Source organism: Streptomyces sp. NPDC029836 (genome assembly GCF_055574495.1).
In genome coordinates this window covers 194,592-211,183 of record NZ_JBVHZI010000011.1, presented here as the reverse complement: position 1 = coordinate 211,183, position 16,592 = coordinate 194,592, and the positions used below count along the sequence as shown (strand labels likewise).

19 protein-coding genes are annotated in these 16,592 nt (G+C 72.0%); all 19 read left to right on the top strand.

All coding sequences use genetic code 11. From position 1 onward, the window contains the following. Window positions 1-36: 36 nt before the first annotated feature. The 19 genes from ACZ4XJ_RS28275 (at window position 37) to ACZ4XJ_RS28185 (ending at window position 16,565) form a co-directional block, all read left to right on the top strand. Entirely contained in the window at window positions 37-789 is a 753-nt protein-coding gene (locus ACZ4XJ_RS28275) for a thioesterase II family protein (RefSeq protein ID WP_468497852.1), read from the top strand. Then, window positions 786-1,553 carry an IclR family transcriptional regulator gene (locus ACZ4XJ_RS28270; protein WP_468497851.1) on the top strand — a complete coding sequence of 256 codons (768 nt, stop codon included), beginning with the start codon at window positions 786-788 and terminating at the stop codon, window positions 1,551-1,553. Before ACZ4XJ_RS28275 ends, ACZ4XJ_RS28270 begins: the two co-directional genes overlap by 4 nt. Window positions 1,554-1,676: 123 nt before the next feature. After that, on the top strand, window positions 1,677-1,931 hold the full coding sequence (locus tag ACZ4XJ_RS28265; RefSeq protein WP_356882249.1) for an acyl carrier protein: 255 nt from the start codon (window positions 1,677-1,679) through the stop codon (window positions 1,929-1,931). Between the two features lie 34 nt (window positions 1,932-1,965). Then, complete coding sequence (locus ACZ4XJ_RS28260) at window positions 1,966-3,231, top strand: beta-ketoacyl-[acyl-carrier-protein] synthase family protein (RefSeq protein WP_362880966.1); 1,266 nt, start codon at window positions 1,966-1,968, stop codon at window positions 3,229-3,231. Next, a complete protein-coding gene (locus tag ACZ4XJ_RS28255) occupies window positions 3,228-4,379 on the top strand; it encodes a beta-ketoacyl-[acyl-carrier-protein] synthase family protein (RefSeq protein ID WP_362880967.1) in 1,152 nt (383 codons plus the stop codon). Before ACZ4XJ_RS28260 ends, ACZ4XJ_RS28255 begins: the two co-directional genes overlap by 4 nt. Next, the gene (locus ACZ4XJ_RS28250; RefSeq protein WP_468497850.1) at window positions 4,376-5,272 is read left to right on the top strand and encodes a beta-ketoacyl synthase N-terminal-like domain-containing protein; all 897 of its coding nucleotides are present in this window, start codon (window positions 4,376-4,378) and stop codon (window positions 5,270-5,272) included. The genes ACZ4XJ_RS28255 and ACZ4XJ_RS28250 overlap by 4 nt, the downstream gene beginning before the upstream one ends. Window positions 5,273-5,293: 21 nt before the next feature. Continuing rightward, complete coding sequence (locus ACZ4XJ_RS28245; protein ID WP_468497849.1) at window positions 5,294-6,142, top strand: alpha/beta fold hydrolase; 849 nt, start codon at window positions 5,294-5,296, stop codon at window positions 6,140-6,142. Further along, window positions 6,139-7,107: an acyl-CoA thioesterase family protein gene (locus ACZ4XJ_RS28240; RefSeq protein WP_468497848.1), complete on the top strand. Its 969-nt coding sequence runs from the start codon at window positions 6,139-6,141 to the stop codon at window positions 7,105-7,107. Before ACZ4XJ_RS28245 ends, ACZ4XJ_RS28240 begins: the two co-directional genes overlap by 4 nt. Continuing rightward, window positions 7,104-7,448 (top strand): hypothetical protein, encoded by a 345-nt coding sequence (locus ACZ4XJ_RS28235; RefSeq protein ID WP_362880975.1) that lies wholly within the window; start codon window positions 7,104-7,106, stop codon window positions 7,446-7,448. Before ACZ4XJ_RS28240 ends, ACZ4XJ_RS28235 begins: the two co-directional genes overlap by 4 nt. A 1-nt stretch (window position 7,449) precedes the next feature. Further along, window positions 7,450-7,857: a hypothetical protein gene (locus ACZ4XJ_RS28230; RefSeq protein WP_362880977.1), complete on the top strand. Its 408-nt coding sequence runs from the start codon at window positions 7,450-7,452 to the stop codon at window positions 7,855-7,857. Beyond that, window positions 7,857-8,240 carry a hypothetical protein gene (locus ACZ4XJ_RS28225; protein WP_362880978.1) on the top strand — a complete coding sequence of 128 codons (384 nt, stop codon included), beginning with the start codon at window positions 7,857-7,859 and terminating at the stop codon, window positions 8,238-8,240. Before ACZ4XJ_RS28230 ends, ACZ4XJ_RS28225 begins: the two co-directional genes overlap by 1 nt. Beyond that, window positions 8,237-9,472: a beta-ketoacyl synthase N-terminal-like domain-containing protein gene (locus tag ACZ4XJ_RS28220; protein ID WP_468497847.1), complete on the top strand. Its 1,236-nt coding sequence runs from the start codon at window positions 8,237-8,239 to the stop codon at window positions 9,470-9,472. The genes ACZ4XJ_RS28225 and ACZ4XJ_RS28220 overlap by 4 nt, the downstream gene beginning before the upstream one ends. Window positions 9,473-9,506: 34 nt before the next feature. After that, window positions 9,507-9,755, top strand: a complete 249-nt coding sequence (locus ACZ4XJ_RS28215) for an acyl carrier protein (RefSeq protein ID WP_362880982.1) — start codon at window positions 9,507-9,509, stop codon at window positions 9,753-9,755. Continuing rightward, window positions 9,755-10,162, top strand: a complete 408-nt coding sequence (locus ACZ4XJ_RS28210) for a 3-hydroxyacyl-ACP dehydratase FabZ family protein (RefSeq protein WP_362880983.1) — start codon at window positions 9,755-9,757, stop codon at window positions 10,160-10,162. Before ACZ4XJ_RS28215 ends, ACZ4XJ_RS28210 begins: the two co-directional genes overlap by 1 nt. Beyond that, window positions 10,159-10,638 (top strand): 3-hydroxyacyl-ACP dehydratase FabZ family protein, encoded by a 480-nt coding sequence (locus tag ACZ4XJ_RS28205; RefSeq protein WP_362880985.1) that lies wholly within the window; start codon window positions 10,159-10,161, stop codon window positions 10,636-10,638. The genes ACZ4XJ_RS28210 and ACZ4XJ_RS28205 overlap by 4 nt, the downstream gene beginning before the upstream one ends. A gap of 13 nt (window positions 10,639-10,651) precedes the next feature. Further along, window positions 10,652-11,398: a 3-oxoacyl-[acyl-carrier-protein] reductase gene (gene fabG, locus ACZ4XJ_RS28200; protein ID WP_362880986.1), complete on the top strand. Its 747-nt coding sequence runs from the start codon at window positions 10,652-10,654 to the stop codon at window positions 11,396-11,398. A 32-nt stretch (window positions 11,399-11,430) separates the two neighbouring features. Next, on the top strand, window positions 11,431-12,048 hold the full coding sequence (locus tag ACZ4XJ_RS28195) for a DsbA family protein (protein ID WP_468497846.1): 618 nt from the start codon (window positions 11,431-11,433) through the stop codon (window positions 12,046-12,048). Between the two features lie 64 nt (window positions 12,049-12,112). Further along, entirely contained in the window at window positions 12,113-12,325 is a 213-nt protein-coding gene (locus ACZ4XJ_RS28190) for an MbtH family protein (RefSeq protein ID WP_362880989.1), read from the top strand. A gap of 211 nt (window positions 12,326-12,536) precedes the next feature. Then, entirely contained in the window at window positions 12,537-16,565 is a 4,029-nt protein-coding gene (locus ACZ4XJ_RS28185) for an amino acid adenylation domain-containing protein (RefSeq protein WP_468497845.1), read from the top strand. Window positions 16,566-16,592: the final 27 nt, after the last annotated feature.

The window sequence follows — 16,592 nt, the reverse complement described above, 5'->3', positions numbered from 1 at the left end:
CGCCCACCGCGCCACACGCACGAGGAGACCACCCACATGCCACTGGGCACCCACAGCACTTGGCTGCGCAGGTTCACGACCGCCGGGCCACCGCGCCTGCGCCTGGTCTGCCTGCCGCACGCCGGCGGCTCGGCAAGCTTCTTCCACGACTGGGGGCACGCCTTCGGCGACGACGTCGAAGTGCTCGCCGTCCGCTACCCGGGCCGCCAGGAGCGCGTCTGCGAGGAACCCTGGACCTCGCTGGAGGAGCTCGCCGGCGCCATCACCGGCGAGCTGGAGCCGTACCTGGACACCCCGCTGGCCCTCTTCGGCCACAGCATGGGCGCCACCCTCGCCTACGAGATCACCCTGCGGCTGCGCGAACGGTTCTCCGTCGCCCCCGAACTGTTGATGGTGTCCTGCCGCAAGGCACCGCACCTGCTCACCCCGCGCACGGCGGCCTTCGACACCGACGCCGAGCTGATCGAACAGGTCAAGGAGCTCGGTGGCACCGACTCCGCGCTGCTCGACGACGAGGACCTGCGCGAGCTGGTACTCCCCGCCATCAGGGCCGACTTCACCGCCGTCGCCGGTTACGCCGCCCGGCCCGGCGTCCAGCTGCCCTGCCCGGTCGTCGGGTACGTCGGCGACAGCGACCGCGGTGTCGGAGCCCACGAGGTCGCTGCCTGGTCCGACATCGCACCGCACGGGTTCGACCTGCGGGTCCTGCCCGGCGGCCACTTCTACCTGGTGGACGGCCGGGAGCAACTCGTCGGTGACATCCGCGCACGGCTGGCGCCGCAGCGGTGAGCACCGACCTGCGGCCCCTGCCGGACTGCGGGGTGGGGGTGCTGGACAAGGCGTCCCTCCTGCTGGAGATCGTGGAGAGCGGCCCGACGAGCCTGGTCGACCTGGTCGCGCACAGCGGCCTGTCCCGCCCCACCACCCACCGGATCGCCACCGCCATGGAACGGCTCGGGCTGCTCACCCGGGACGCCCGCGGGCGCTTCGCCCTCGGACCCCGCCTCGGCCTGCTCGCCGTCGAGGCACGCCACGACCGACTCGCCCAGGCCGCCGGGCCGATCCTGGAACGCCTGAGCGGGGAGACGGGCCTCGACGCCCGGCTCCACCGCCGGCGCGAGGGGTTGCACATCTGCGTCGGCTCCTCCGTGGACCGGGTGGCGGGCGTGGACCTGGCCGCGATCGGCACCGCCCGCCCGGCCACCGCCGGCCCCGCGGCCCAGGTGCTGTACGCCTGGGAGGAACCCGACGTGCTGTACGAGGGGCTGCGGCGGGCCCGCTTCACCGCCCCGCAACTGGCGACCGTACGGCGCCGGGGCTGGGCCTACGGCCCCGACCCGCTCGCGTCCGGCCTGATCTCCTACGCCGTACCGGTGCGTTCCGGGGCCGGCGTCGTGGCCGCGGCCCTGGTCCTGACGGGGGTGTCGAGCCGGATGCCCGAGGTCCCCGACCGGGAACTGCGACGTGCCGCGATGGACGCGGCCGTCTCCTTGAGTGACGTCTTGCTGCGCGGTACCCGGGCGAATTCCGCGGCCGTCCGCTCCGCCGGCTGAATTCAGCGGCGACGGTGGCAGGTTGTTGCAGCCGTCGTTGTGAGAAAAGAACTCGCGCCCGCACCATTCCAGTGCGAGTAAACGCGCCGCGCTCGCGGCGGTAAATCGGACAAGGGGAAAAGCGTGACGACTGCAACGCGCGACGATCGGCTCGAACTCATCAAGGAAACCGTCTGCGACATTCTCGAAATCGAGGAGGACGAGGTCACCGAGGTCAGCCTTTTCAAGGAGGACCACAACGCCGACTCGCTCCGCGCCATCGAGATCCTCGCCGCCCTGGAGAAGCAGTTCGGCATCGTGATCAACCAGAGTGAGCTGCCCCGCATGGTGAACCTCAAGGGCGTCTACGAGGTCGTCGCGGAGCCGGCCGGCTGGTAGGGAAAGCGGCGTCGGGAAGGATGGGGAGATTGCCATGACAGCGGCAGAGCACGGCGCCGGCCGTATCCGGCCGGAGCGGCACCGGGTCGTTCTCACCGGACTGGGAGTGGTGTCCAGCATCGGACTCGGCGCGAAGGAGTTCCTCCAGGGACTCCGCGAAGGCCGTAGCGGTGCCCGGCCCATTTCCGTGTTCGACACGGAAGGGTTCGCCCACGCCAACGGGTGCGAAATCACGGATTTCGACCCGCGCGAATGGATCACCACGTTGGACGTGGAACAGCTGGGCCGGGCCGCGCAGTTCTCGACCGCGGCCGCCCGAATGGCCCTGGAGGATTCGGGCCTCGACCTGACGGAGCTGCGCGGCAGGCGGGGCCTGATCTCCATCGGCACCACCGACGGCGAGAGCTACGACCTCGACCAGCTCGTCGAGCGCGAACTCGGCACGAAGACGGGCGACTTCGAACCCGCGGCCGCCCGGCGCGTACCGGCCGGCCGGCTCTCGGTGGCGATCGCCCAAGAGCTCGGCCTCACCGACGTCGAGGCCCTCACCATCCCGACCGCCTGCTCGGCGGGCAACTACGCCATCGGCTACGGCTTCGACGCCGTCAGCTCCGGTGAGGCGGAGTTCGCCTTCTGCGGCGGGGCGGACGCGATGTGCCGCAAGACCTTCACCGGTTTCTACCGGCTCGGCACCATCGCCCCCGACCGCTGCCAGCCCTTCGACGTCGACCGCAAGGGCATCCTCACCGGCGAGGGCGCGGGCGTCCTGGTCCTGGAGCGCCTGGACTCCGCCCTGGCACGCGGGGCGACCATCTACGCCGAGGTACTCGGCTACGGGCTCAACTGCGATGCCCACCACCAGGTCGCCCCCGACCGGGACAGCGTCGCCGAACTGATGCGGCTGGCCCTGGAGAACGCCGGCGTCGAACCGCACGAGGTGGACCTCATCTCGGCGCACGGCACCGGCACCCGGGCCAACGACATCACCGAGGCGGGAGCCATCCGCCAGGTCTTCGGGGACACCCCGCCCCGGACCGTCTCCATGAAGTCGATGCTCGGCCACAGCATGGGCGCCGCCAGCGCCCTCGGCGCGATCGGCTGCGCCCTGGCCATTCAGAACCGCTTCATCCCACCCACCATCAACCATGTCACCACCGACCCCGAGTGCGACGTCGACTGCGTACCGAACCACGCCGTCGAGGCGGATCTGCGGATCGTCCAGAACAACGGACTGGCCTTCGGCGGCAACAACGCGGCGGTCCTGCTCGGCCGGTACGACGCGATCAAGGAGGCGTCATGACGACCCGCCCCATCATCGGGATGGGCGCCGTCGCCGCCACCGGTTCCGGTGTCGGTGAACTCTTCGAGAACCTGTGCGCGGGCGTCAGCGGACGCGCCGAACTGCGCGGCTTCGACCGCACCAGGTTCCGGGCGCAACACGCCTACGAGGTCGACGACCGACCAGCCGTCGGCGAGGACGTACCCGGTCGCGCGAGCCGGCTGCTGCACGAGGCGATAGCCCAGGCCGCCGCCGACGCGGGCCTGGGGGAGGACCTCTCCGGGATCCCGATCCTGGTCGGTACCGGCCTGCGCGAACTGCGCTCGCTGGAGCTGTGGTGGCGTGACGGATCCCCCTTCGCCGACTCCGGGCTGCACTTCGGCACCGGCCTGAAGGAACGCTTCAACGCCGACGTCACCCACACGTTCTCCAACGCCTGCTCCGCCTCCCTGTACGCCCTGGCCCTCGGCAGCGACCTCCTCGCCCAGGAGGGCGAGGACGCCCCCGACACCGTCATCGTCGCCGGCGTCGACGTCCTGACCGAGTCGATGTACGGGCTCCTGGAACGCGTCCACCCGACGCCGCCGGACCGGGTGCGGCCCTTCGACCGCAACCGCACCGGCGTCCTCATGGGCGACGGGGCCGCCGCCATCGTGCTGCGCCGCACCGAGGAGGGCGCCCGCCGGGTCCACGGCCACCTGCGCGGCGTCGCCGTCAACTGCGACGCGTACCACGTCACCGCGCCCTCCCCGGAGGGCATCGCCGAGGCCATGCGCGCCGCGCACCGGCTCGCCGGCGTCAAACCGTCCGACGTGGACCTGGTGATGCTCCACGGCACCGGCACCCTGCTCAACGACGAGGCCGAGGCCACCGCCCTCGCCGACGTCCTGGGCACCGACGCCTCGGTGCCGCTGATGACCGCCGTGAAGTCCATGACCGGCCACACCTCCGGCGCCTCCGGACTCATCAACCTGATCGTGGGCGTCACGGCCCTGAACGAGGGGCGGGTGCCGCCGACCCTGGGCCTGGACGAGCCGGTCGAGGAAGCCGCGCCGTTCCGCTTCGTCACCGGGCAGTCCGCCGAGGGCCGGCCCCTGAAGGTCGCGCAGCTCAACGCCTTCGGATTCGGCGGCATCAACGCCGTCGCCATTGTGGAGGGTCCCCGATGACCGCACAGTCCGCCACCGCAGTCACCGGCACCGCCGTGGTGGTCACCGGCGCCGCCGTCCTGGTGCCCGGCGCCGACACCGTACGGGCCCTGGCCGACGGACCCGCCCGCGGCGGCGCCCCCGTCGAACCCGCAGCGCACGTCGGCAAGAAGGGCCTGCGCTACAAGGACCGGGCCACCCAACTCGGCTACGCCCTGACCGCCGCGGCGCTGCGCGACGCCGGTCTGCTCGGCGCCGACGAGAAGGCCGGCCTCGGCGTGCCCGCGACCAGCGTCGGCGTGGTGGCCAGCTCCAACTTCGGCAACCTCGACACCGTGGCCCGGGCGCTGGACACCATCCGCGAGGAGACCGTCACGGCCACCTCGCCGATGGACCTGCCCAACGCCTCCAGCAACGTCATCGCCTCCTCGGCGGCCATCCGCTACGGGCTGCGCGGCCCCAACCTCATGGTCTGCAACGGCGAGACCTCCGGCCTGGACGCCGTGCACTGGGCCGTCACGATCATCACCGCCGGCCGCGCCGACCGGGTGCTCGTCCTCGGGGTCGAGCCCGACAACGAGGTCGTGCGCCGACTGCTGGGCGGCGGACACGCCGTCGACGGCGGCGCCGCCCTGGTCGTGGAGTCCCGGGCCGCCGCCGCCGCACGCTCCGCGAGGGTCCGCGCCGTGATCGGCCCGTACAGCCGAGGCGCCGGCGAGGTGGGCGCGCGCGGTCGCCGCTGGGAGGCCCCCGCCCACCTGGGCAAGGCCTCCGGGGCCTCCGGGCTGCTCCAGGTCGCCGCCGCCGTCGGCTGGTTCGACGCCGGCGAGCGCGGCCCCGTACAGGCCGTGACCGGCAGCGCCGTCGATGACGCGCGCGCGGACCTGCTGCTGCTCGCTCCCGAAGCTGCCTGAAAGGGCGAGGAGGAGGTTGTGATGAACACCCATGTGGACCTGCGCCCGGTGACCGTCGAACGGCGCACCGCGGGCAGCGGGCCCCGCGTCCTGCTGCTGCACGGACTCGCGGCCAACGACAGCGTCTGGGAGCGGGTCCTGCCCGAGCTGCCGCCGTCGTACCAGGTGTGGACGGCCCGGCTGCCGTGGCGGACCGAGACCATCGCCGACTGGGGCGAGCAGCCCAACCTGCGGGGCTGGCTCGGCAAGGCCCTGGAGGCGGTGCCGGGCGGCGCCGAAGTGGTCGTCGCCCACTCGATGGCCGCCAACGTCCTGCTCGACCTGCTCGACCAGAAGAACCGGGGCGGCGTCGACTCGCTGCGCCAGTACGGCATCCGGGCCCTGGTCCTCGTGTCGCCGTTCTACCGGTCCCGGGCCGAGGAGTTCGACTGGAACGCCATCAGTTTCTACCTCAACGACTTCCACCTGATCATGGAGGAGGGCATCCGCGCCCACTCCGGCGGCCGGCTCCCGGACGACGTCCGCCGGGCGATGGGGGAACGGGTCCGCGACCGCGTCGGCCCCTACGGCTGGCTGCGCTTCTTCGAGCTGTACCTGCGCACCCCCGCCCTGCAGACCGGGCGGATCACCGCGCCCGCCCTGGTACTGGCCGGCGAGCACGACTTCGTGGCCCGGCCCCAGGAGGGCGTGGCGCTGGCCGCCGCCCTGCCCGACGCCGTCTCCCGCGTCCTGCCCGGTAGCGGGCACTTCCCGATGCTCGACGCGGCGGGCGAGTTCGCCGCCGCCGTCAGCAGCTTCGTCAACTCGACCATGGGCCTGACCCCGCCGAGCGGGCCCGCCCTCCTCACCGCCCTGGAGCACCGAGCATGACCCTCGTCACGGACACCGCCGTCAAGACGCTGCTGACCACCGCCACCACCACCACGGTGCGCCCCCGCTACGAGGGGTCCAACATCTGCACCTGGATCGGCTTCAAGCACGTCAACTACCTCGTCGAGGAAGCCGTACTGGACCACTTCCGCCAGTCCGGGCTGCCCGCCCGCGCGCTGTACGAGGAGCACGGCCTGGGCCTGGACCTGGTCACCATCGACAGCCGCATCCTGCACGCCTTCCACATGGACGACACCGCCGAGGCGCAGGTCGTGCCGTGGACCAAGGACGACGACGGGACCATCGGCTTCAAGGTCACCATCCAGTTCGAGCGGGGCGGCGAGATCCACAAGGCGGTCACCTCGAAGGTCCGCGTCTCCCTGCGGATCGACACCTACCTCGAGGCGGCCGGCGAGGTCCCCGAGCAGCTCGCCCGCTTCGCCGTCGCCAAGCTCGGCGACGACCTGGAGCGCGAGGCGCCCGCCGCCGCCCCGGCCGAGGAGGAGATCCTCGCCTCCCTCACCACCGGCCGCAACGCGTACGCCTGGAAGTGGAACATCCCGTACCCGTACTGCCACTTCACCGAGCGCATCCAGATGTCCGGCTACCTGCGCCTGATGGAGGAGGGCAAGGACCGCTTCGTCGCGGACCGCGGCATCTCCATCAAGACGCTGCTCGACGACCGCCGCTGGATCCCCGTCGTGCCCCGCTCCGACATCCGCATCCTCGACGAGGCGCTGATGGAGGAGGACCTCTACACGGTCTACACCGTCGAGGAGGTCTTCAAGGACTTCACCTACACCTCGCGCATGGACTTCTACGTCCTGCGCGACGGCGAGCTCGTGAAGACCGCGACCGGCAGCATCGTGCACGGCTACGCCGTCATCGAGAACCGCCGCGACTGGAGCCTCGTCAACTTCGACCAGCGCGTCCTCGACGCCGTCAACGGGACGCCGGCGGCGTGAGCGAGGACTGGGAGAGCGGCACCCCCCGGCTGCTGCTCGTCGAGAGCCAGGGTCGCTTCGCGCAGGACGCCGGCTTCCGGCGCGACGCGGTCACCCAGGTGATCACCGGGCAGACGGCGCTCCTCTTCCTGGTCCAGGACGGGGTCGTCCTCGCCGTCCCCGGCAGCGACAGCGACCTGGACCGGTTCCAGAAGGAGGGCGGAGTGCTCGCCGCGGACAGCTTCTCGCTGGCCCAGCGCGGCCTGGAGGAGGCGTCCCTCCGCCCCGAACTGCGCGTCGTGGGCATGGACGTGGTGGCGGGCTGGATCCTCGATCCGGCCGTCCGGGTGGTGTGGCACTGAAGTGGCCAGGAAGATTCCGCACACCGACGTGCTCATCACCCTCATGGGTCCCCCTCACACCTCGGACCAGGTCACCACCGCCCTGCGGCTGACCCAGTCCCTCCTGGAGCGGGGCGCCACCGTACAGGTGTGGACCTGCGGCTACGCGACCATGCTCACCCAACGCGCCCTCGGCGACGACAAGCCGCGCAACCTCGCCGACTGGAACCGGGAGTACCCCTCCACCGCGGCGCTGGTGGAGGACCTCCTCACGACCTGGGAGGGGCGGCTGTACTGGTACGGCTGCCGCTTCTGCAGCGACGACCGGGGGGCCGATCACCACCTGCCCCAGGTGGTGATCCGCCCGCCCGGCGGCTACGCCGCCAACGCGGCGGCCGCCGACAAGGTCCTGCACCTGGGGGGGATCTGATGGACGCCCGTGTACTGGCCATCGTCGAACACGGCTACCGCGGCGCGCTGGAGAAACAGTTCTTCGACGAGCTCTACCTCGCCACCGAACTGCACCGGCAACTGGGCGGCCTCGACATCCTGCTGCGCGGTTCCGCCGCGAGCTACGCCCTGGACACGGGCCCCGTACCGGCGCTGCGCATCGGAAGCCGGACGGTGGACACCCTCACCGACCCCCGCGCCGGCGTCCGCACCCTGCTGGAGCAGGGCGTCGGCGTCCTCGTGGAGGAGCCCGACATCGCAGCCCTCGCGGCCGCCCGGCCGCTGATCGAAGGCGTCCGGCTCGTCGCCGCCGACGAGACCGCCGCCCGCTGGAACGAGTACCGGATGGTCGTCTTCCTGTGACCGTCCCGCCCGGAACCACCGGCACGAACGGCACGCCCGGGACCACCGGCCACGAACGGCACCACCACCTGCACCACCCCGAACGGAAGGAACACGTGACGGTCATGACCACTCCCACCACCGGCACCGGACGCCCGGTGATCACCGCCTGGTCCGCCGTGTCGCCGTACGGCATCGGCAGGGCCGCCTTCACCGAGGGCCTGCGGGAGCGGCGCACGACCGTCACCGAGCTCGGGCCCGAGTACGGCACGACCCCCGACGGCGTGGGCCACGTGGTGCCCGGCTTCGCGGTCCGCGAGGTGCTCGGCAAGAAGGGCACCCGCTCGATGGACCGGGTCACCGGCCTCGCCGTCACCGCCGCCGGCGCCCTGCTGGACGACTCGGCGCGCAACCGCGCCGTCGGCACCGGGGAGGGCGCCGCCTTCGCCCTGGGCACCACCACCGGCAGCGCCCAGTCGATGATGGACTTCACCCGGGACTCCCTCACCGGGGAACAGCCCTTCTTCGTCGACCCGGCCCGCTTCCCCAACACGGTCATGAACTGCGCCGCCGGGCAGAGCGCCATCTGGTTCCACCTCAAGGGCCCCAACGCCACCATCGCCGGCGGCCGCACCGCGGGCCTGCACGCCCTGAACTACTCGCGCAGGCTGCTGGGATCGGGCCGCGCCCGCACCGTGCTGTGCGGCGCCGCCGAGGAGTTCAGCCAGGCCCGCGCCTGGCTGGAGCACCACAGCGGCGAGCCCGCCGGCGCGGACGCCGCGCCGGCCGCCCCCGCCCCCGCGCTCGGTGAGGGCTGCGCCATGCTGCTCGTCGAACCGCACACGCCCGAGGACGCCGACCAGCCCGTGCTCGCCGAACTCCTCGCCGTGGAACTGGGCGTCGTCCTCGACGGCGACCCCCGCCCCGCCCTCGTCGCCTGCCTGCGCGCGGCCCTGCGCCGGGCCGGCGTCGAGCCGTCACAGGTGGCCGCCGTCGCCCGCTCCGGCGCGCCCGGCAGCGAGGGCCTCGGCGAGGCCGACGCGGTGCGCGAGGTGTTCGGCGCCGTCGACCACGCCGACCTCACGCCGACCGGCCTGATCGGCGACACCGGCGCCGCCGCGGCCGCCTTCCAGGCCGCCGCCCTGCTGTCGTACGCCGAGGACCGGCCCGCCGAGGCGGCCGGCCGGATCGGCGTGATCACCTCCGTGGACCGCACCGGCACCGTCGGCTGCGCCCTGCTCGGCCTGCGCTGAAGCCGGCCCGCCCTCCCGAAAGGACAAGAACACCGTGCTGGAGAAGGAAGAACTGCGCGCCCTCGTCGCCCAGGTGCTGGACGTCGAGGTGGCCGAGGTGGGCGACGACGTCAAGTTCGTCGACGACCTGGAGGTCGACTCGCTGATGGCCCTGGAGGTCGTCGTGGTGCTGGAGAAGAAGTACGGCGTCAAGCTGCCGGAATCGGACCTCAAGCACATCGTCACCCTGGACAGCGCCTACGACGTGCTGCGCGCCCGGATCGACACGGCGCAGGCGGCCTGATGCCCGCCGCGAGCCCACTCCTCGCCGCGGTCGAGGTGCTGCCCGCCGACGGCGAGCTGAGCACCGCGGCCCGGTTCACCGTGGCGGACACCGAAACAGTGCTCCCCGGCCACTACCCGGGCTTCCCCATCTTTCCCGGGGTCTGCCTGGTCGAATGCGCCCGCCAGGGCGCCGAGGCCACCCTGCCCGACGGTGCCAAGGGCGCCCGCCTCGCGGCCGTGGAGTCCACCCGGTTCACCGGGCCGGTCTTCCCCGGCGACCGGGTCGACATCGCCCTCGCCTGGAAGCGGACCCCCGCCGGCGACTGGCAGGTGCGGGCCAAGCTCACCACCGGACGGGGCCCCGCGGCCGGCGTACGCCTGCGCTACGCCGCGCCCGCGACCACCGGAGAGGAGGCGGCAGCGTGATCGGCCAGCGCGACATCCGGGCCCGGCTGCCCCACCGCTTCCCCATGCTGCTGGTGGACCGGGTCGTGGACATCGTCCCCGGCGAGCGGCTCATCGCCCTCAAAGCCGTCACCTGCAACGAGCCCTGGTACGAGCGGCTCGACGCGGACACCCCCGAGGAGGACTTCGCCTACCCGGCGACGCTGCTCGTGGAGTCCTGGTGCCAGTCCGCCGGCGTACTGGCCACCTGGGACGACCCCAACCCGGACGTCCTCGACGGCCGCGTGATGCTCTTCGGCGGCATGACCGGCGTCGAGTTCCACCGCCCGGTCCTGCCCGGAGAGGTCCTGGAACACCGCGTGCGCCTGGACCGCAAGGTCGACGACACGCTGCTGTTCGACGGGGAGACCCGTTCCGCCGGCGAGACGGTGATGACCGTCGACCGGATCGTCATGGCCTTCCGCCCCGCGGCGGCGCTGCGCCCCGCCACCGCCTGAGGAGACGAACGACATGTCGGACAGCACCAACCCGGTGGCCCTCGTCACCGGCGGCTCCCGCGGCATCGGCCGCGCCACGGTCCGCGCGCTCGCCCGCGACGGATTCGACGTGGCCTTCTGCTACCGCTCCGACGACAACGCCGCGCGCACCCTGGAGAAGGCCGGCGAGGAGTTCGGCGTCCAGGTGGTGGGCAGCCGCGTCGACGTCGCCGACGGGCCCGCCGTACGGGCCTGGATCACGGCGACCGAGGACGGGCTGGGACCGATCTCCGCGGCCGTCACCGCCGCCGGGATCACCCGCGACAACCCGCTGGTCCTCATGGAGGACGAACAGTGGCGCCAGGTCATCGACACCAATCTGGACGGCGTGTACCACGTCTGCCGCGCGGTGGTCTTCGGGATGATGAAGCGCCGCGGCGGCGCCATCGTCAACATCTCCTCCGTCGCCGGGGTCTACGGCCACGGCACCCAGACCAACTACTCCGCCTCCAAGGCGGGGATCATCGGCTTCTCCCGGGCCCTGGCCAAGGAGACCGGTCGCTCCGGCATCCGCGTCAACGCGGTCGCACCCGGCTTCATCGAGACCGACATGGTCGCCGGGATGAACGACAAGGCCCGCAAGGAAGCCCTGTCCGCGATCCCGCTGCGCCGCATGGGCACCGCGCAGGAGGTCGCCGACCTGGTCGCCTACCTGGCCTCGGACAAGGCCGCGTACATCACCGGAGCCGTCCTGCAGATCGACGGCGGCATCACGATCTAGCACCACCCGCACACGAACCGTTGGAGGCGGTGATGGCACGACGAGGACCCCGCTGGTACTTCTCCTTCCGCAGCCCCTACTCCTGGATGGCCTACCGGGACCTGGTCGGCCGGCACGCGGACGTGGCCGCGGCGATCGAATGGCTGCCCTTCTGGGAGCCGGACGAGCCGGCCCTGGACGAGTTGGAGCGCAGCAACATCAAGCTCCCGTACGTCCCGATGTCCAAGGAGAAGCACCTCTACATCCTCCAGGACGTCCGGCGCCTGGCCCGGGCCCGCGGCCTGGACATGGTGTGGCCGGTGGACCCCGCTCCCCGCTGGGAGGTGTCGCACCTGGCGTACCTGGCGGCCGAGCGGCTCGGAGCGGGTCGTGAGTTCATCGCCGAGACCTACCGCGCCCGCTGGGAGCTCGGTGAGGACATCTCCGATCCCGACACCATCCGCAAGATCGGCGAGGGCCTGGGGCTCGACCCCGAAGCGCTCGCACGGGCCCACGATGACTCCGAGATCCGCGAGCTGGGGCTGAACGCCCTGAACTCCCTGCACCGGGACGGCGTGTTCGGCGTCCCCTTCTTCATCAGCGGCTTCGACAAGTACTGGGGCGTCGACCGGCTGGCCGGATTCGCCGAGTCGGTACGGGCCGCCCGCTGACACGTCTTTTCCGACACCCACACCAATTCCCTTCACCACGCACGGCAGGAAAGGAAGCAGAGATATGGCGACCAACCCGTTCGAGGACGACGCCGCGAGCTACTTCGTGCTCGTCAACGAAGAGGGCCAGTACTCCCTGTGGCCCGCGTTCGCGGAGGTACCGGCCGGCTGGACCGTCCGGCACGGCGCGGCGCCCCGGCAGGAGTGCCTCGACCACATCAACGAGAACTGGACGGACATGCGGCCGACCAGCCTGGTCCGGGCCACCGCGGCCTGACAGGAAGAAGCCGAGGGGACGGGCGTTGGCAGGTATCTGCAACGCCCGTTCGGCGTTGTCGGGGCCGGATGGCAGGTTGATGCAGTGGGCGTTGTCGATGATTTCGGACAGATGTGAGAGTGGAATTCGTTCTACGAAAGTCACAGCCCGGGTTCTTCGGCTGCCGATTGTCCGCTAGGGGTGGATGGGAATCATGCTCGCTGGAGACGCCTTGTCATTGACCGCGGCTCAGGCCGGAATTTGGTTCGCCCAGCAGCTCGACCCGGAAAACCCGATCTACAACGCGGCTGAATACCTCGACATCCAGGGACCGGTGCACGCCGGAATTCTGGAGGAGGCGCTGCGCATCCTGGTCGATGAGGCCGAGGCGCTGCGCATGCGGATCGTCGAGGACGACGAGGGCCTGTGGCAGATCGCCGACCCGGCCCCGGCCTGGCAGCTGGAGCAGCTGGACGTCCGCGGCGAGGACGACCCCGAGGCGGCTGCCGAGGCCTGGATGCGCGAGGCGCTCGCCGAGCCCGTCGACCCGCGCCGCGACCTGCTCTTCCGCTTCGCCCTGCTGCGGGTCGACACCGAGCGCTACTTCTGGTTCTACCGCTACCACCACGTCACCGTCGACGGGTTCGCCGTCGCCCTGGTCACCCGGCGTGCCGCCGAGCTGTACACGGCGCTGGCCGCCGGCCGCGAGCCGCAGCCCAGCGGCTTCGGCACGGTCGCCGACCTGGTCCGCTCCGACGCCGAGTACCGCGCCGGTGAACGCTTCGTCGCCGACCGGCAGTTCTGGCAGGACGGGCTCGCCGACTGCCCCGAACCCGTGGGCCTCTCCGACACCAGGCCCGTCATGGCCCACGGCCTGGTGCGCCGCACCGAATTCCTCGCCAAGGACCGCCTGGAGGCGCTGCGGGACACCGCCCGCGAGGTCGGCGTGACCTGGCCGGCGGCCATGATGACCGCAGCCGCTCTCTACCTTCAGCGCTCCATCGGCGCCGACGAGGTGGTCCTCGGCGTCCCCGTCTCCTGCCGCCTGGGCAAGGCCGCCCGCTCCGTACCGGGCATGGTCTCCAACGTCGTACCGCTGCGCGTGCCGGTCACCCAGGACATGACCCTCGCGGACCTGCTGCTCCAGGTCTCGGCCGACCTGCGCGCCACCGTGAAGCACCAGCACTACCGCTACGAGGACCTGGTCCGCGACCGCAAGCTGCTGAGCGGCGGCGGACGGCTGGCCGGCCCCGAGATCAACATCATGATGTTCGACTACGGGCTGCGCTTCGGCGAGGCGCCCGCCGTCGTCAACAACCTCTCCATCGGCCCCTCCGACGACCTCTCCCTGATCGTCTACGAGCGCTCCGACGGCCGCGGCCTCCAAGTCGACTTCGACGCCAACCCGGCCCTGTACACCCCCCGGGAGATCGCCGCCCACCAGGACCGCTTCCTCGGCTTCCTGGGCCGACTGGCCGCCGCCGATCCCGCATCCCCCGTCGGCCGGATCGAGGTCGCCGGTGACGCCGAGATCGACCTCGTGGTCCGCGGACACAACGACACCGCCCACGACGAGGCATCGGCCACCCTGACGGAGCTGCTGGCCGGGCAGGCGGCGCGCACCCCGGACGCCGAGGCCCTGCGCTTCGAGGGCAGCTCCCTGACCTACGCCGAGCTGCACGCCCGCGCCGACCGCCTCGCCCACGTCCTGCGCGCCCGGGGCGTCGGCCCCGAGGACCTGGTGGCCCTCGCCGTCCCGCGCTCCGTCGAACTGCTCACGAGCCTGCTCGCGGTGCTCAAGGCCGGCGCCGCCTACCTGCCGGTGGACCCCGACTACCCCGCCGACCGCATCGCGTTCATGCTCGACGACGCCCGGCCCGCGCTGCTGCTCACCACCGCCGAGACCGCCGTACGGCTGCCCGCGGGCCTCGCCGCGCCGCTGCTCGTGGTGGACATCGACGACACCGTCGACCTGCTCGCGGCCCAGCCCGACGGCCCCGTCGCCGGCCCGGCCCCCGAGCGGGACCATCCGGCGTACGTGATCTACACGTCGGGGTCGACGGGTCGTCCCAAGGGGGTGGTGGTTTCCCATCGGGGGATCGTGAACCGGTTGCTGTGGATGCAGGACCGGTTCGGGTTGGCCGGGGACGATCGGGTGTTGCAGAAGACGCCGTCGGGGTTCGACGTGTCGGTGTGGGAGTTCTTCTGGCCGTTGGTCAGTGGTGCGACGTTGGTGGTGGCGCGTCCGGAGGGGCATCGGGATCCGGTGTATCTGGCGGGGTTGATCCGTGCGGAGCGGGTCACGACCGTGCATTTCGTGCCGTCCATGTTGCAGGTGTTCGTCCAGGAGCCCGCCGCTTCGCAGTGCACCGTGCTGCGCCGGGTCGTGTGCAGCGGCGAGGCACTGCCCGAGGAGCTCCAGAACCAGTTCTTCCGCGTGCTGCCCCGGGTGGGGCTCTACAACCTGTACGGGCCCACCGAGGCGTCCGTCGACGTCACGGCCTGGGAATGCGCCCCCGACGCCGGCCCGGTACCGATCGGCCGGCCGGTCCGGAACACCCGTACGTACGTCCTGGACGCGGCCCTGCGCCCGGTCGCCCCGGGCGTGCCGGGTGAGTTGTACCTGGCGGGGGTGCAGTTGGCCCGTGGTTATCTGGGGCGGCCGGGGCTGACGGGGGAGCGGTTCGTGGCGGATCCGTACGGTCCGGCGGGTTCGCGCATGTACCGGTCCGGGGACCTGGCGCGGTGGGCCGCGGGTGGGGTGTTGGAGTACCTGGGTCGTACCGATGACCAGGTCAAGATCCGCGGCTTCCGCATCGAACTCGGCGAGATCGAGGCCGCCCTCGACCGCCACCCCGACATCGCCCACGCCGCCGTCGTGGCCCGCGAGGACACCCCGGGCGACAAGCGCCTGGTCGCCTACCTCGTCCCGGCCGGTTCCGGCGTTCCCACCGCCGACGAACTGCGCCGCGAGCTGGCCGGCGAACTGCCCGAGCACATGGTGCCCGCCGCCTTCGTCACTCTTCCCGTGCTGCCGCTCACCCCCAACGGCAAGCTGAACCGCAAGGCCCTACCGGCCCCGGACCTCGCGGCCGCCACCACCGGCCGCGCCCCCGGCAACCCGCGCGAGGAGATCGTCTGCGGCCTGTTCGCCGAGGTGCTGGGCCTGCCCCGGATCGGCATGGACGACAACTTCTTCAACCTCGGGGGCCACTCCCTGCTCGCCACCCGCCTGGTCTCCCGCGTCCGCGCCACCTTCGGCACCGAACTCACCATCCGCAGCGTCTTCGAGGCCCCCACCCCGGCACTCCTCGACGCCAGGATCGCCGACGGCGACCGCGACGAGGACCCGCTCGACGTCCTGCTGCCGCTGCGCCCGCACGGCGACCGCCCCGCCGTGTTCTGCGTCCACCCGGCCGGCGGGCTCGGCTGGTGCTACGCCGGCATCATCAAGCACCTCGGCCAGGACACCCCCGTCTACGCGCTCCAGGCCCGCGGCCTGGACGGTACCGGCGCACTGCCCCGCTCCTTCGAGGACATGGCCGACGACTACGTCGAGCAGATCCGCAAGGTCCAGCCGCACGGCCCCTACCACCTGCTCGGCTACTCCTCCGGCGGCATCGCCGCCCACGTCATCGCCACCCGCCTGGAGCGGGAGGGCGAGGACGTCGGACTGCTGGCGATCCTCGACACCTACCCCGGCCAGACGCTCGCCGAGCTCGGCGAACAGGAGATCCTCGCCGACCTGCTGCGTTGGGTCGGCTACGACCGCCGCTACCTCGGCAAGAAGCCGCTCAAGCACGAGAAGGTCATCGAGATCCTGCGCAAGCTCGGCAGTTCCCTCGCCAGCCTGGAGCAGCACCACATCGAGGCGATCGGCCGGGTCTACGCCAACGGCCGCGAACTCGTCCACGAGTTCGTACCCGCCCGGTACGGCGGCGACGTCACCATCCTGGTCGCCTCCCTCGACAAGGTCGACATCTCGCCGACCCCCGAGACCTGGCGCCCGTACGTGGCCGGCGCGATCACCGCGCACCACCTGGAGCGCAGCCACAACGACCTGATGAAGCCCGCGGCCCTCGCCGAGATCGGCCGCATCCTCGCGGCCGAACTGCACCGCATCGAAGCGGCAGCCCCCGGCGCCCCCACAGCCCTCGGAGCCCTTGCCGCACCCGCCGGCCTCGGAGCGCTCGCCGCCCCCGCCGGCCCCGCCACACCCGCCGCCCCTGCCGTCGACGCCCCGGCCACGGCCGGAGCCTGACGCAACCGACAGCCATTCAAGGGTGGT